The following is a 13,751-nucleotide window of genomic DNA, read 5'->3' as shown; positions in this document are numbered from 1 at the left end:
CAGAAACGTTCCTGGAGCGATCTAAGAGCCTTCGCCCAGGCGGGGAGTGTCAGGTGACAGTGTCTATCAGTTAGAGGTCATGGAGTGGATTCTCAGGCCAGGGTGAACTGAACAGATCATTCAACAATTGTTCATCGACCTGATCAACGGTGTTAAATTTCCATTGGGGATTTTTATCCTTGTCAACCAGTCGGGAGCGGACACCTTCGCAGAAATCGCCCTTAAGTACCGTATTGACAGACAGAGCCAACTCACTCTGAAGCGCCTCTTTAAGGGACATGTGCCGGGCTCGCTGTAACTGTCGATAGCCAATGGCTGCCGACAGTGGCGAACCATGAAGTGCGGTTTTTCTGGCGGCCAGCAGCCAGTCATCATCGGTCTCAAGGCTATCAATGGCGGACATCACATTGGCCAGTGATGGTTGATCCATCAGCCCGGCAATTAAATCCCTGTGCTCACGCACCTTTGAATAGGGCAGCCACCCGGCACTTTTTTCCCGGTATTTCTGCAGGACAGAATAAACGACAGCGTGGGCTTCTGAAGCGTTCCAGTCTGCTTGCTGCAAAGACTCCAGAACATTGTCACAAAATGCATGATCAATAAAACGGTTAGCCAGGCCAACATAGATCGCATCAGCCGCATTAAGCCGACAGCCGGTCAGCGCCATAAACAGGCCAAGCCTGGCAGGCAGATGGCTCAGGATCCAGCTGCCGGCAACGTCCGGATAGAGGCCAATACTGATTTCCGGCATGGCCAGCATGGAGGTATCCGTCACTATTCTGAAATCAGCCCCCGCCATCAGACCAATACCGCCGCCCATCACAATGCCATTACCCCAGCAGATTACCGGCTTGGGATAGGTGTGAATCAGGTAATCAACACGGTATTCTGTGGCAAAAAAATGACCGGGCACCTCAGGCTTGCCATCAATAACCGCCTGCCTCAGCGCCCGTACATCACCACCAGCACAAAAGGCCTTTTCACCGCTGCCCTGCATAAACACGGCCACAACATCATCATTGTCACGCCAGTCAGAAAATTGCTGAAGCAGCAGGTCAATCATGGATTGATTCAATGCGTTCAATGCTTTTTCAGCATTCAGCGTGATCAGACCAATTTTTTTATTATCCCGGGCATTTAGTTCGGAAAACAGAACATCAGCGGCCATATTCGTACCTCTCCATATCCGTTGGCAAAAGCATAGGTAACTGAGTCTTGATTATCAATGAAAATACCAAAACAGGGTATTGAAGATCGGGGCAGCGATAACTGCCCCTGATAAAAGCTATTTACTGACCGGCAGATCCTTCAGACAGTCAATGGTGTTGCATTCGATTCTGTCAGTCTCTTTTTGGTACGCCTTCTTGTGAGGCTCACCAAACGAGCGAATAACAAGCTTACCCCTGTTTTGCACCAGCCTGGCCAGGGCAAACTGCATATCCGAGGGCTTGAGTTTGCCAATTTCCTCCGCAATTTTCACTCGATTGTCAAAATCCAGCTCGCCACTGGCAATTCCCTGCCAGAAACGACCATTACGTTCATCCATATTGTCGTCTTTCTTCAGCAAGTCACCGATCAACCCCTGGCGATACTGTTCCAGCTCCTGGTCTGTCAGTCCTGCCAGCACCGCTTTCTGATCGTTCAAAAACTGATCTACACGACCTTCCAGGCCAATAGGGTCCAGCTTGGGCGATTGCACTACAAAAATAACACCGGGGTGTTTCTCAAAGGGACGAGGTCCGGCAAACACCACGTACCCCAGCTGCTGCTCCGTCCGCAGGCTGTTAAAAAACGGATTTGCCAGCAGACGACCAAGCAATGCGTATTGAGCCCGTTCCCGGTTATCCGTCTCGGGAATCTGGTAATAACTGATCAACATCGAGTCATCATGCTCAATAGCCATATTCAGAACACGGTTGGTGTCGCCCAGAAGGTGGAAGGGCAGATCAAAACGGTCCCGACGGTTATGGTCATTCAGTAATGCCGACTCAACCATTGACGACAGTGTTAGTGCTTCCTGCTGACTGTGGTTACCATAAACCAGCATTTCTATATGAATCTGCCGGTAGAAGTCATGGGCATAATTAATCAATTGCTCATAAGTGACCTTTTCAGCAGCATTCAACAGAACATCATCCTCCGGATAGGAAGGATAGGTTGCCTGGCTAAGCGCATCCATTCCCAGTCGGTAAGGGGCATGGAACTTCTTGTTTTTCAGCCCTCTGACCAGCACTGCCTGTTCCTGTTCAAACGCGCTCTTCTCAGGCTTAAAGGTTGTGACTGCCTTGAGAATGTCTTCCAGCAGTACGGCCTGTTTGTCCTGATATCCGGCAAGGCTGATTAACAGCCCACGTCGTCCGGCCGTGATGCTGTAATTAAGACCCGCCTCCCTGGCCGGATAGCCATACTCATTGAGACTTCTTGACAGCAGCGACTTGTATATCTGAATCAATACATTATCGTCAGGTGTCGCTGAAGCAGCCGGTGTAGAGATCATCACCCGTACATTGCCACGGGGCATATTGAAGCTGGTATCGGTCAGGCTCCATACCCGCAATCCCGGCTGTTCAAGAATAACCGATGGCTCAGTGACCTGGCCGCTGTCATACAGTTCAAGGTTACTGGCGATAAACGGGTTCGGTTCAGGAATAGTCAATGACTGTCGGACAATGGGCGTCTTCAGCCGTGTGACCAGCTCATCGGCAAGGGGCTGAATGCTGTATTGCGTTTCAAAATACGGCTCAACCTGATCCGTAGACAGGTTCTGGGCAATGACCACCTGACGTAGATTTTCCGGGATCATTCTGGCCAGATAACCTGAGATCAGCTCAGGGTCGTAGGAGTCATAAAGGTAATTTGCTTCCAGCAAATGCTCCGGTGGCAGATAGTGCATTCTGGCCGCCAGCCCTGAGGCAGTCTGTTGCGGGTTACGGTCTTCCTGATAGCGAAAGGCCAGTTCCGCAATTTGTTTGCTCTCCTCATAGAGCCATGGCTCAAGACCTTCCCTGCGAATCAGATCAAGATAGTCAAATACCATGGCCGTGATCTCATCCACCCGGGCCAACCCTTCAGGCGTCAACTCCATGCGAACGGTAAACTCACTGTACTCATTGGGCAGGTCACTGTTGTAGGCTGCCAGTGAATCAATCAGGCCTCGCTCTTTCAACAAACTGTGCAAACTGCCTTTGCCTTCGTAGCCAATGATTCGGGCAAGATAGCCCAGTGGCTTGATATGGTAAAAAGGCTGTGCACTGGGCATGGGAAAACCCAGTGACAGAACCCGTGTATCTTTTAATGGCACAATATTGATACGGGCCTGCAATTCATTCCGGGTATACGGCTGTTTACCAATAATCAAATCGGGTTTTGCGCCCGGGGGAACCATCGAAAAAGAGGTATTCACCCACTGTTCAAGCCTGTCCAGTGGCTCTTTGCCATAAACAACCACGCCCATATTGGCAGCAACATAGTACCTGTCATGAAAATCCTTTAACGACTGCCAGAGCTGCCCGTCACGATCATGCAGCGTCTCCAGGCTGCCGATATTAAACCGGCTCTTCGGGTGCTCCGGGTTTGACGTGGCATTGAGCGCCATAAAGAGACGCCAGCCATCCTCTCTGGCGTGCAGGCGATACTCTGCATCGACCGCATTTTTTTCCCGCTCTACGTAGTTCGGGTCCAGCCTGGGCGCGATAAAAAACTGGGCAAGGCGGTCCAGCGCTGGCTGCAGCTGGTCGCTGTTAATATCAAAGTAGTAATTGGTTCGTACATCCGTCGTATAGGCATTACTGCTGCCACCATTGGCACGGATAAATTCAGAATAACTGTCTACGTCCGGGTACTTTTCCGTCCCCATAAACAGCATATGTTCAAGAAAGTGGGCAAGGCCAAGACGGTCATCAGGGTCCTGGTAACTACCAACATTCACATCCACCGCAGCTGCCGACTTGTCGGTATCCGGGTCCGAGATCAGTAGCACCTTGAGGCCATTATCCAAAGTGATATAGCGATAATGCCGGTCATCAGCAGGGCTTTTTATTACGTCTCCCGGGGTCACAAGGGCTTCTCTCTCCGTCGTCATTGAACAACCTGCTATTGAAACCATGGTTAATACTCCAGCAACCATTGACACCAGTTTTTTTAACATATCAGCTTTCACTGTCCGGAACACCATACAATCTTTTGATCTATCCTGTTTTAATTCGGCTTGGTGGCAAATCACCAACTATCCGCAATTTCACATCACTAAATCAATGCACTGAATGTCAGCATGGCGCATCTTCGTGCGGACTACAACAGCAATGCACTGGTTTTCCATCGGTTTTTCATGAATAATCTGCATCCCTTCCTGATATTTCATTTTTTTTGCTTTCATGAAATTCCCCGGCCGACGAAAGATCAAGCATTACTTCCCGGTCAATACCCACAATCGCTTTGATATGGAAAGCTCAGTGTTTGGCCAGGCCAACACCTATATCTGTGGTATTGATCAGAACCTGGTGGATATTACTGCCCGAGTCGATGACTCAGTACTATGGGATTTTGGCCTCGATAAAGGTGCCTCTCAATGGATAGATAACGACCAGGCCAATCGCCTGTACTGTTTTCTTAACGAGCAGCAGCTTATTGAAGACCAGTTTGCCGGTGGCACCATTGGCAACACGCTTCATAATTATTCCGTGCTGGCAGATGATCGTTCCATTCAATTTGGCGTTATGAGCAAGAACATCCAGGTGGGTGACTACGCGTATCGCTACCTCTGTAATACCAGCAGTAAAGTCGATCTTACCTGGCTTCAGCCGGTTGATGGCCCTATTGGCCGCTGCTTTGCGCTGATTACGGCAGATGGTGAGCGTACCTTCGGTATCAGTCCCGGTTTTATGAACCAGCTCAGCCCCGAGTTTATCGATGAAACAATCATCGCCGAATCCTCAGGCCTGGCGCTAAGTGCTTATACGCTGGCGAATCCTGACCTGCCAATTTATCACGCCATGATAAAAGCAGCACAGCTGGCAAAAAAACATGACATTCCGGTCATTTTGACACTGGGCACCCGTGGACTGGTCAATGCCATCAAGCAACCACTGATCGAGTTTCTTAACGAATATGTCACCATTGCCGCCATGAACGAAGAAGAAGCCGAGGCATTGACAGGAGAGCCGGACCCGCTGTCATCTTCTGAGCATATGCTGCAATGGGTTGATATGGTGTTACTGACGGCTGGCGCTGAAGGTCTTTATTTAAGTGGTTATACTGAAAAAGCGCTGGCCAGGGAAACTGACAATCCTATCCGTTCCGGTGCGATCAGTGATTTCAACAGGTATGAGTTCAGCCGCCCTCTGCTGCGCGCTCACTGTGAAGAACCACTGAAAGTATACTCACACATCAGCCCCTATCTTGGCGGCCCCAAAAACATAAAAAACACCAACGGTGCAGGCGACGGTGCATTGGCAGCACTTATTCACGATATGGCTGCCAACTACTATCACCGTCAGGTATTACCAACCTCAAGCAAACACAATAAACCGTGGGTTACTTACTCATCCTTTGCCCAGGTTTGCAAGTACGCCAACCGGGTCAGTTTTGAAGTGCTGGCACAAAGCTCTCCCCGCCTGTCCAGGGCATTGCCGGAACGGGAGATGAGCCTGGAGGACAGTTACTGGGATCAATAAACGTCCATATCCTCCCTTTTTAACGATGCCAAATCCAACGGCATCGTTATTCTACCCGGCTGTCAACTGTCAGCTGCTATAGTTGTTCGATCACCCTATGCCAGAGAAACCGCAATGAAGGATTGTGTCGTCTTTTATGGTGCCAGTGTAACTAGTCGGTCAAAAACTCAGGCCCGGGAAATTATTGACCGTGCGATACGTATCTGTGAGTTGCTCAGAAACTATGGTTATCAATGCCATGCAGATGTTGTTCTGGATGACAAGCTGCATAGTCGATCAGCAGCGTCCATAACCAATATCCCTGAAAAGTTTCTCAAGCTCAGTACCGAAGAACAGGTCAATAAGCTATACCCTTTTCGTGCGTCTGATCCCAATGAGCTGCATAAAGAGCTGGCCTGCTACTACTGGGGACTGGACAGTTTGAGAAACGCCCGATTCTGCCTCTGGGATTTGACTTACCCCTCCACAGGTGCGGGCTTCGAACTGGCAACCGCTCTGACACTGGGTAAAAAGTGCTTTTGTTTTTCAGAAAACACCCGAATATCATCCACCGTGTGTGGCTATCCACTGAACTCCCTGACGATTAGCAACTATAGTGACGGGTTTGAGCAACAGTTACTTGAATTCATAAAAGCCAGTGACCGACATTTCAATATAAACCCCGGGGAGTAGCAGAGAATCCAGGAACACTGTAAAGAATGCTGTGACGCGGTTAAAATAAAAAATCATTTAACAGTAAAGTGCCGCCATGGATATCAGCCATTTAAGAGAAGAGTACACTCAGGCAGGCCTCAGTCGGGACAACCTGAAAACCAGCCCCTTTGACCAGTTTGAACTCTGGTTCAAACAGGCCCAGCACGCCCAGCTGGCCGAACCCAATGCCATGAGCCTTGCCACCGTTTCGGCATCAGGTATGCCATCCCTGAGAACGGTACTCCTTAAGTATTTCGACCAGTCCGGGTTTGTCTTTTTCACCAACTACAGCAGTAATAAAGCCAGGGATATCACCAGCAATCCCCACGTTGCCATTATGTTTCCCTGGGTAGCCCTTGAACGACAGGTGGTCATCCAGGGCAAGGCAGAAAAAATTTCCACGGCTGAATCACTGCGTTACTTTACCAGCCGCCCTCATGGCAGTCAGCTCGGTGCCTGGGTATCACAGCAAAGCTCGGTCATTACCGGACGCAAGGTTCTGGAATTGAAACTGGAAGAGATGAAGCGCAAATTCAGGGAAGGAAAAGTGCCTCTGCCCGATTTCTGGGGTGGCTATCGCGTCGTGCCTGAGAACATGGAATTCTGGCAAGGTCGCCCAAACCGCCTGCACGATCGCTTTCAATACACCCGGTTGTCCGCAGAGAAGGGCTGTGACTGGCAAGTCGACCGCCTTTCTCCCTGAAACCCCGTCAGTATTTTATGGGCACGTTATGAGTAAAGAAACCGCTGCACGAATCGCCGTAAGGGATGCGCTTATTCAACTGGTCGAACTGAATCGCTTATTTCGGGAAGCCATTGAATCGGACCATGGCTTACCCATCTGGACCATGGAGACGGAGTCCGAATCCACAAACCAGCGCGCTCTGGCAGCGGGTATTGCCACCCGACTGACCTATATCGAAGAGCAGAACAAGCAAGAGACCGCCCGCTTAACCGGATTGGTCGGCGTTTCTGAGCAGACCTTACAGCTGGGCGAGGAACTGAACCTCTGCCGTGATCAGTTTAAAACGGCGATGGCCGACTTTCGCAAGCTGTTTGGCGACAGCATCGAGGCCATTGAACAGGCATCCGATGATTTGCGGGATGGTTTACTGGGAGGGCTGCAGGTCAGACATCTGCACTTTGTGCAATGTTACCGGCAACTCAAGCTCTTTCCAGAGCCCCCGAGACGGGTTGGTTTCAGTTGGGCTGCAAGTCACAGTGGCACGGTCAGGCTGACCGCCGAAGAAGCGATTGTCCATTTCAGAAAGAAATACATAGCCTCCGTCGCCGTTAATGAAGACATTGGCCTGCTGGAAAAAATGCCCGCCAAAGAAGTGGTGGTGATCAAGCGTATACTGGCTCCCCACCTGAGGGCCAATATTACCTGGCCAAAGGATATTCAGGCGCTCAGGCAGGCGGATCCGGCACTGAAAAAACAGTATCCGGCACAGATTAACTCGCCCCTCCCCCTGTTCATTCAGCTGAAGCCGGGAGAGCCGTTACCGGAGTTTAACCGGATTCGCCCCTATGACCCGTCTGCCAGACAGGAAAGACTGCAGCGCAGTGATGCCCGTCTGGTTAAAATTAACGACAATCCTCATTCAAGAATTTACCGTTATGCCTAGCCATCTTGTTCCCTGAGATAAGCTTCCAGGTCCGTATAACCACCAACGTACTGCTGACCATGAAAAATCTGGGGAACCGTTTCCACTTCCTTGCCGACGGTCTTGGACAGGTCAGCCTTACTGATCCCCTCTTCGTAGATATCAACGTATTTGAAAGGCAAACCTTTCATCTCCAGCAACTGCTTGGCACGTACACAGAATCCACAGCCAGGACGACCAAACACAGTAAACCGATCCATTATTTATGCTCCATCAGGTTCATAGGAAAGCACCCAGTTGGTGCAGATAAGTATTGAAGCAGGCACTATAAATGCTATTCGGCTGATAAATGCAGCCTGCTGTGCACAGAAATCACCTCTCTCAAACGTTGCCGGGCCTGCTTTTCTCCGGAAAAACTGCAGGCTGCAACCACCTGATGCCAAGGGTGATTCTGGATCACTCGGGTGACCAGCAGCCTTGCATCCGCAGCATCTATATCACCCGTACCAAGTATTCGAAAGGTCACTCTTTTGATGACATCAATGCAATTCTCATATTGCCTCTGCCCCTCTGTAAAGGAAACCAGCTCACGCTGATTATCGCCGGACAAAGCATAATCATCACTGCCCCTGATTATCGGTGCCATCATGACAAAGATGGTGGCAACCACCTCAAAATCAAGCCCTTTAAGTTCATCCATCAATAACCACCGCAGCTGAGCCAGGCATTTCTTATGGGCCTGATCAACCAGGCGTTTTGCTGTGCGCGATAATGGCTTGAGCATCATGGCAGAATGGGTACCACTGGCGGCGTCTCTGGACAAACCAACCCGCACGGGCACATAGCAAGAATCACCCCAGAACTTCAGAAGGTCATCAGTGGCACCAAACAATGTGCCCAGGTAATCAATATGCTTATTTGCGGCATCCTGTTGGAGTTTATCCAGCAGCATTTTGCCCAGCCTTCTTCTCTGGCAATCAGGGTGAACCGCTATTCTGATGACCCGAAGTCCCTTCAGGAAGATAGCTTCCGGTAGGCCCAGGTGATTACTCAGCGACTGCGGCAGCAGATGACCGCGAACCCTGCGCCTGCCCAGCCAGATATCCTCGGCCAGGATCGGATCAATGCCACCCTCTCTGGCTGCCAGAAGCACGGCGATCAACTGTTGCTGTCGATCAAAAAGACCGTAGACCTCCATGTTCCCACCATCCAGCAGATGGCGAAGGTCAAATGGCCGGGTCTGATAATGAGCAAGAACCAGCAAACCAAACAGCTGGGTTAACAAGTCTTCATTGAGCAGTAATTCTTCAGATGATATCTGCCTGAAAGTGCACTGCTGCGAATGGATACTTTCCAGCTTATCAATGGCAGCGGGCACTGCATTGAGCAGCAGCGCCCTGAAGACAAAGTCTTCCAGGGGATCATCCGGCTGCCAGCGAATCGGCTCGGCCATTCTCAGCTCATGCCACTGAGGTGTTTTGCTATCCAGAACCTTTCTGAAGCGGATGGCAAACCCCCGGCCGGTTCCTTCGTAGCCGTGAATGGTTGTAGCATAGACAATCCGACTGTAGTGAGTCAGCATTTTTTCCAGCAAGGGTGTGGGAATGGCAGCAGCCTCATCAACCAGCAATAACTGGGTTGCGGACAGTGTCTGAACCAGATCGTCCGGAGGGATAAACTGAAGCCTGCCTGAAAGACCGGCATGATCCTCGCCCAGCACTTTCCCGGCATGGTGAAAGAACACCTCTGCGGTACTTCTTGAGGGTGCGGTTATGATTATCTGCTCAACACCTTCCAGCAACAACTGTGCTGCTGCGATGCCCAGAGATGCACTTTTTCCTCTGCCCCGATCGGCCGTCAGAACCAGCGGGCGACGACGGTGCCCACGAAACACCTTGTGTATTCCCCGGACTGCCCGCATTTGTGAACGGGTTTTGCAGGGGGCGATGACCGTCTCGTCCTTGTCACCCGGTGTTTTTTTATCAGGATTATTTTCAGCCTCCTGAATCCGTAATCCCCCTCCCTGAGTCAAGAGAGATAACTGATTGGAGCCTTTAATCATTTGCGACAAGCGCTGCAAATATCGTCCGGAGATATCCTCAAATTGTTGAGGGTAAACCTGCATCCGGCGATGTTCAGGGTCGTGGAAAAATTGCCATTGGTCCAATGGCGGTATTAACAGTACCAGAATGCCACCGGCACTTAAGGTTCCACTAATGGCACCAAACGCATCGACATCAAAGCCTGCATGGGCATTAAAGATAATGTTCTGATGCTCCCTGCCTAACCTGGATAGACACTGTTTTGCCGCAATAACTTCTGAATTTGAGCCAGCAAGCTCTGGGAAATCTTCGCCAATCAGAAGAACGGACTCCCCTGTCAGGGCTGGTACCATTTCCACCACTTGAGCCTTACACCAGTCCGCATCGCCTGCACATACCAGCAAACGCCGGTGCCCAGACAAACTGGCGGCTGATTTCAGGGATAGAACAAGTTCACTTACTGTAGAAATGGCCTGTTTACTCATGGATATCAGGAAGCCTCAGGCTCGGTTTTCACCGACCTGCCGCCCTCTTTCACAACATACGCTTTGTTGATAATAACGGAGTCAACGGGTACATCACCGTGTGGGCCACGATAACCCGTCTTCACTCTGGCAATACTGTCTACCACATCCATGCCTTTGATAACATGGCCAAAAACGGCATAACCCGGCTTATAAGGCTTACCATTGAGAAATTCATTGTCTTTGAGATTAATGAAAAACTGGGAGGTTGCACTATCAGCGATCTGGGTTCTGGCCATGGCAATAGAGCCTCGACTGTTCTCCAGACGCTGATTCAGCAGCGACTCATTTTTGATCGGCGCGCGGGTGGCCCGCTGGCTCATATCCTCGGCAAAGCCTCCCCCCTGAATCATGAAGTTATTAATCACCCGGTGGAATACCAGGCCGTTGTAGAAGCCACTTTCAACATACTCGATAAAGTTGTTGACGGTGACGGGAGCCTCTTCGGGTGCCAACATCAAAACAATATCTCCTTTGCTGGTTTCCAGAACCACCTGAAACGCTTCGACCTTCTTCTCTGCGGCTTCAGCTGACTCTGTCGCAGCACCATACGCCAGGGTAGTCAAAAAAAGCATGGTGCTTCCCAGCAGCCAGTTTCGCATCAAACGCATTTATTCTCTCCAAAGCAGAAAAAGTTAAAACCACTTTATGCAATACAAACGGATAGACAGTAAAGGCTCTGAAGGAAGAAAAAAAGCCTGTTTTGCATCATAGTATTTTCGATAGAGAAAAAAGCAAAAGGAATGCGCGAGGGCTTGCAAATAGTGTTTTTTAGGGTAATATACCCAGCGCCTGAAGGGGCAAAAAAAATACATTTTTACCCTTCTTGTGTCGGAGCGTAGCGCAGCCTGGTAGCGCACCACAATGGGGTTGTGGGGGTCGGAGGTTCAAATCCTCTCGCTCCGACCAAATAGTGTTCCAGTAAATTCCAAAATCCTTTCTAACCCCCTTATTTCCCTAGCTTTTCGTTTATACTGAGTCCTCAGAGTTCCATATTGATTTATTAAAATCCGGCGTTTTCTGGGGGCTGTTATGGGGGCTTATTGGATAACTGTCCAAATTGAGCCCCCAAAACGAGGCCCCCAGAGCCAATGGAGGGGCTATAAAAGTGGCGTTAACAGCAACTCAAGTAAAAACAGCTCAGGCTAAAGAGAAAGACTACAAACTGTCAGACGAAAAAGGCTTGTACCTTCTGGTTCGCAGTAGTGGTCGTAAATACTGGAAAGTGAAATATCGGTTTGCCGGTAAAGAGAAAAAGTTGTCACTGGGTGTCTATCCCGAAATCAGTTTGAAAGATGCCAGAGAAGGCAGGGATGAAGCCAGGAATCTTCTGAAGCGAAACATCGACCCTTCAGCCCAGAAACAGATTGAAAAGTTTGCAGTGATTGAGTCTGTTGCCAATAGCTTTGAAGTGGTGGGCAGAGAGTGGTTTCAGGTGAAGTTGTCCAATGCCAGTGACAGTCATAAGAGTCGCTCGCTCAGGATGCTGGAGAAAGCACTGTTCCCTACTCTTGGCAATCGTTCTGTTGCAGAAGTTTCAGCACCAGAGTTGCTGAGCTTATTGCGAAAGATCGAGAACCGGGGAGTAGTGGATACGGCACACAGAGCCAAGCAAACGGCAGGACAGGTTTTTCAGTATGCCATTGTAACCGGGAGAGCAGAGCGAAATCCGGCCAATGACCTAACTGGGGCGCTCAGGCCAAAGAATAAAACCCACTATGCAGCAATTACCACACCTATTGAAACTGGCAGACTGATGCTGGCCATAGATGCATTTATGGGTACAGCCGTTGTTAGGGCTGGTTTAAAACTCTCAGCCTTGCTGTTTCTTCGACCCGGTGAAATCCGCCACATGGAGTGGAGTGAAATTGACTGGTCACTGAAGCGGGTTGAGATCCCGGCCCTGAAAATGAAAATGCGTCAGCCTCATATCGTCCCATTGAGTACACAGGCTCTCGATATCTTGCGCCAGTTATAAAGACGGACTGGCAGTGGTCAATATGTGTTTCCTTCCCAGCGGGGCAATAGCCGGCCAACGTCAGAGAACGCAGTTAGGACAGCATTGAGGACAATGGGCTAGACAACACCATGATGACACCTCATGGATTCAGGGCAATGGCTCGCACCTTGCTGGATGAATGCCTTGATATCACTGACTGAGCCTCTTAGCGAAGATCACGTTACGTATCCACTTCCGGAAGTCATATTTATCGTTTATGTCAGTATTTTGAGTGGTTATACGACATGGCAAGGCATGGAGCGATTCGCCAAGTATAACCATCGCTGGTTTCGTATGTTTTTTCCTTATCAATTTGGTTTTCCTTCCCATTACACTATTGCAACAGTGTGCAAACTGCTTGATCCAGAAGCTTTTACGCAGTTATTTGTCGATTGGGTAAGCGACACATTATCGGTGATAAATGCTCGTAAAATGGGGCCTCATCCAGAAAAAAACGACAATGTTATAGCTATTGATGGCAAGGCACTACGTGGCTCTCGCCCAGCTAAAGGCAAGAAGCTGATTCATATGGTCAGTGCATACAGCTCAGAGCTTAAGCTTATATTAGGATTTACCCCCCGTTGATACTAAAGTCCAATGAGATTACTGCTATCCCCGAAGTTCTCGATGTGCTTTTTCTCGAAGGAGCCTTGATAACCAGCGATGCCATGAGTAAATGGTACAAGCTTTGTAAAAGGCCTGTAGATTTTTGTGCAAATTATCCAAGCTTTGGCTTCTTTTTTCAGAATTCGGCCTGAATTGTGATCTGAATTGTCTGGGAATGTATGGTCGACAACGCTGGCAATCATGAGTAGAACAAAAATATAAACTATCGTACATCAGCTGCAACCGCCCTGCCAGAAGACGCATGCTGTACTGCCGGTTTTGTCGGCCTATAACAAAAACAACTAAACTGATTGCCTGTATTTATCAGTAAATTAACAGTCAATGGCATACAAGAAAGGTGAAACAGGCAACCCTAACGGCAGACCAAAAGGTAGCGGTAACAAGGATATTGGGGCACTGAGGAAAGTTACCACCACAGAAGACAGCCAAGCTGTCATTCAACAAATAACCAGTGCTGCAAAGGCTGGCGATCCGGCAATGACAAAGCTATATACGGTGTTTGTCAACATAGTTGTCGCCTCAACTTAAGCGGCTTTGCTTAGTTGATCATCAGCAGGCCTGTCGGGATTCAACCAGACTTCATCAGC

The 13,751-nt window shown here is 49.5% G+C and carries 13 protein-coding genes and 1 tRNA gene; 8 read left to right on the top strand and 6 right to left on the bottom strand.

Annotated elements, in window-relative coordinates:
* Positions 1–70 precede the first annotated feature (70 nt).
* The 3 genes from CX664_RS06420 to CX664_RS26255 form a co-directional block, all read right to left on the bottom strand.
* On the bottom strand, positions 71–1,168 hold the full coding sequence (locus tag CX664_RS06420) for an enoyl-CoA hydratase/isomerase family protein (protein WP_101745934.1): 1,098 nt from the start codon (positions 1,166–1,168) through the stop codon (positions 71–73).
* A gap of 117 nt (positions 1,169–1,285) precedes the next feature.
* On the bottom strand, positions 1,286–4,105 hold the full coding sequence (locus tag CX664_RS06415; protein ID WP_180966397.1) for an insulinase family protein: 2,820 nt from the start codon (positions 4,103–4,105) through the stop codon (positions 1,286–1,288).
* Between the two features lie 132 nt (positions 4,106–4,237).
* Positions 4,238–4,375 carry a hypothetical protein gene (locus CX664_RS26255; RefSeq protein WP_180966396.1) on the bottom strand — a complete coding sequence of 46 codons (138 nt, stop codon included), beginning with the start codon at positions 4,373–4,375 and terminating at the stop codon, positions 4,238–4,240.
* Between CX664_RS26255 and CX664_RS06410 the strand changes: the two genes are divergently transcribed.
* The 4 genes from CX664_RS06410 to CX664_RS06395 all read left to right on the top strand — a co-directional run bounded on the left by CX664_RS06410 (position 4,374) and on the right by CX664_RS06395 (position 7,993).
* Entirely contained in the window at positions 4,374–5,672 is a 1,299-nt protein-coding gene (locus tag CX664_RS06410) for an inosine/guanosine kinase (RefSeq protein WP_101745932.1), read from the top strand. The genes CX664_RS26255 and CX664_RS06410 overlap by 2 nt on opposite strands.
* Before the next feature lie 114 nt (positions 5,673–5,786).
* Complete coding sequence (locus CX664_RS06405) at positions 5,787–6,344, top strand: hypothetical protein (protein ID WP_101745931.1); 558 nt, start codon at positions 5,787–5,789, stop codon at positions 6,342–6,344.
* Between the two features lie 76 nt (positions 6,345–6,420).
* Positions 6,421–7,068 carry a pyridoxamine 5'-phosphate oxidase gene (gene pdxH / locus CX664_RS06400; protein ID WP_101745930.1) on the top strand — a complete coding sequence of 216 codons (648 nt, stop codon included), beginning with the start codon at positions 6,421–6,423 and terminating at the stop codon, positions 7,066–7,068.
* Between the two features lie 28 nt (positions 7,069–7,096).
* A complete protein-coding gene (locus CX664_RS06395) occupies positions 7,097–7,993 on the top strand; it encodes a DNA replication terminus site-binding protein (protein WP_101745929.1) in 897 nt (298 codons plus the stop codon).
* Here the strand turns inward: CX664_RS06395 and CX664_RS06390 are convergent.
* The 3 genes from CX664_RS06390 to CX664_RS06380 form a co-directional block, all read right to left on the bottom strand.
* Positions 7,990–8,232: a GrxA family glutaredoxin gene (locus tag CX664_RS06390; protein WP_101745928.1), complete on the bottom strand. Its 243-nt coding sequence runs from the start codon at positions 8,230–8,232 to the stop codon at positions 7,990–7,992. The genes CX664_RS06395 and CX664_RS06390 overlap by 4 nt on opposite strands.
* A gap of 74 nt (positions 8,233–8,306) precedes the next feature.
* A complete protein-coding gene (locus tag CX664_RS06385; protein WP_101745927.1) occupies positions 8,307–10,499 on the bottom strand; it encodes a tRNA(Met) cytidine acetyltransferase TmcA in 2,193 nt (730 codons plus the stop codon).
* A gap of 5 nt (positions 10,500–10,504) precedes the next feature.
* Positions 10,505–11,113, bottom strand: coding sequence for a peptidylprolyl isomerase (locus tag CX664_RS06380; RefSeq protein ID WP_101745951.1), 609 nt, complete (start codon positions 11,111–11,113; stop codon positions 10,505–10,507).
* A gap of 257 nt (positions 11,114–11,370) precedes the next feature.
* Here CX664_RS06380 and CX664_RS06375 point away from each other — a divergent pair.
* From CX664_RS06375 to CX664_RS06355, 4 genes are all read left to right on the top strand, one after another.
* Positions 11,371–11,447 (top strand) — tRNA-Pro (locus CX664_RS06375).
* Positions 11,448–11,646: 199 nt separating this feature from the next.
* Entirely contained in the window at positions 11,647–12,516 is an 870-nt protein-coding gene (locus CX664_RS06370; protein ID WP_219622131.1) for a tyrosine-type recombinase/integrase, read from the top strand.
* A 123-nt stretch (positions 12,517–12,639) separates the two neighbouring features.
* Positions 12,640–13,122 (top strand): ISAs1 family transposase, encoded by a 483-nt coding sequence (locus tag CX664_RS06365; RefSeq protein WP_101745926.1) that lies wholly within the window; start codon positions 12,640–12,642, stop codon positions 13,120–13,122.
* A gap of 363 nt (positions 13,123–13,485) precedes the next feature.
* Complete coding sequence (locus CX664_RS06355; protein WP_101745924.1) at positions 13,486–13,692, top strand: DUF5681 domain-containing protein; 207 nt, start codon at positions 13,486–13,488, stop codon at positions 13,690–13,692.
* Positions 13,693–13,751 lie beyond the last annotated feature (59 nt).

This window comes from Endozoicomonas acroporae (assembly GCF_002864045.1).
Classification (GTDB): domain Bacteria; phylum Pseudomonadota; class Gammaproteobacteria; order Pseudomonadales; family Endozoicomonadaceae; genus Endozoicomonas; species Endozoicomonas acroporae.
This window is presented reverse-complemented; position numbering and strand designations above follow the sequence as displayed.

What these genes read in the sequence shown, in the direction of transcription:
- CX664_RS06390 (WP_101745928.1), bottom strand. Translation starts at nt 8,232, where the DNA reads ATGGATCGGTTTACTGTGTTTGGTCGTCCTGGCTGTGGATTCTGTGTA.
- CX664_RS06385 (WP_101745927.1), bottom strand. Translation starts at nt 10,499, where the DNA reads ATGAGTAAACAGGCCATTTCTACAGTAAGTGAACTTGTTCTATCCCTG.
- CX664_RS06380 (WP_101745951.1), bottom strand. Translation starts at nt 11,113, where the DNA reads ATGCTTTTTTTGACTACCCTGGCGTATGGTGCTGCGACAGAGTCAGCT.
- CX664_RS06420 (WP_101745934.1), bottom strand. Translation starts at nt 1,168, where the DNA reads ATGGCCGCTGATGTTCTGTTTTCCGAACTAAATGCCCGGGATAATAAA.
- CX664_RS06415 (WP_180966397.1), bottom strand. Translation starts at nt 4,105, where the DNA reads ATGGTTTCAATAGCAGGTTGTTCAATGACGACGGAGAGAGAAGCCCTT.
- pdxH (WP_101745930.1), top strand. Translation starts at nt 6,421, where the DNA reads ATGGATATCAGCCATTTAAGAGAAGAGTACACTCAGGCAGGCCTCAGT.
- CX664_RS06355 (WP_101745924.1), top strand. Translation starts at nt 13,486, where the DNA reads ATGGCATACAAGAAAGGTGAAACAGGCAACCCTAACGGCAGACCAAAA.
- CX664_RS06395 (WP_101745929.1), top strand. Translation starts at nt 7,097, where the DNA reads ATGAGTAAAGAAACCGCTGCACGAATCGCCGTAAGGGATGCGCTTATT.
- CX664_RS06410 (WP_101745932.1), top strand. Translation starts at nt 4,374, where the DNA reads ATGAAATTCCCCGGCCGACGAAAGATCAAGCATTACTTCCCGGTCAAT.
- CX664_RS26255 (WP_180966396.1), bottom strand. Translation starts at nt 4,375, where the DNA reads ATGAAAGCAAAAAAAATGAAATATCAGGAAGGGATGCAGATTATTCAT.
- CX664_RS06365 (WP_101745926.1), top strand. Translation starts at nt 12,640, where the DNA reads ATGGATTCAGGGCAATGGCTCGCACCTTGCTGGATGAATGCCTTGATA.
- CX664_RS06405 (WP_101745931.1), top strand. Translation starts at nt 5,787, where the DNA reads ATGAAGGATTGTGTCGTCTTTTATGGTGCCAGTGTAACTAGTCGGTCA.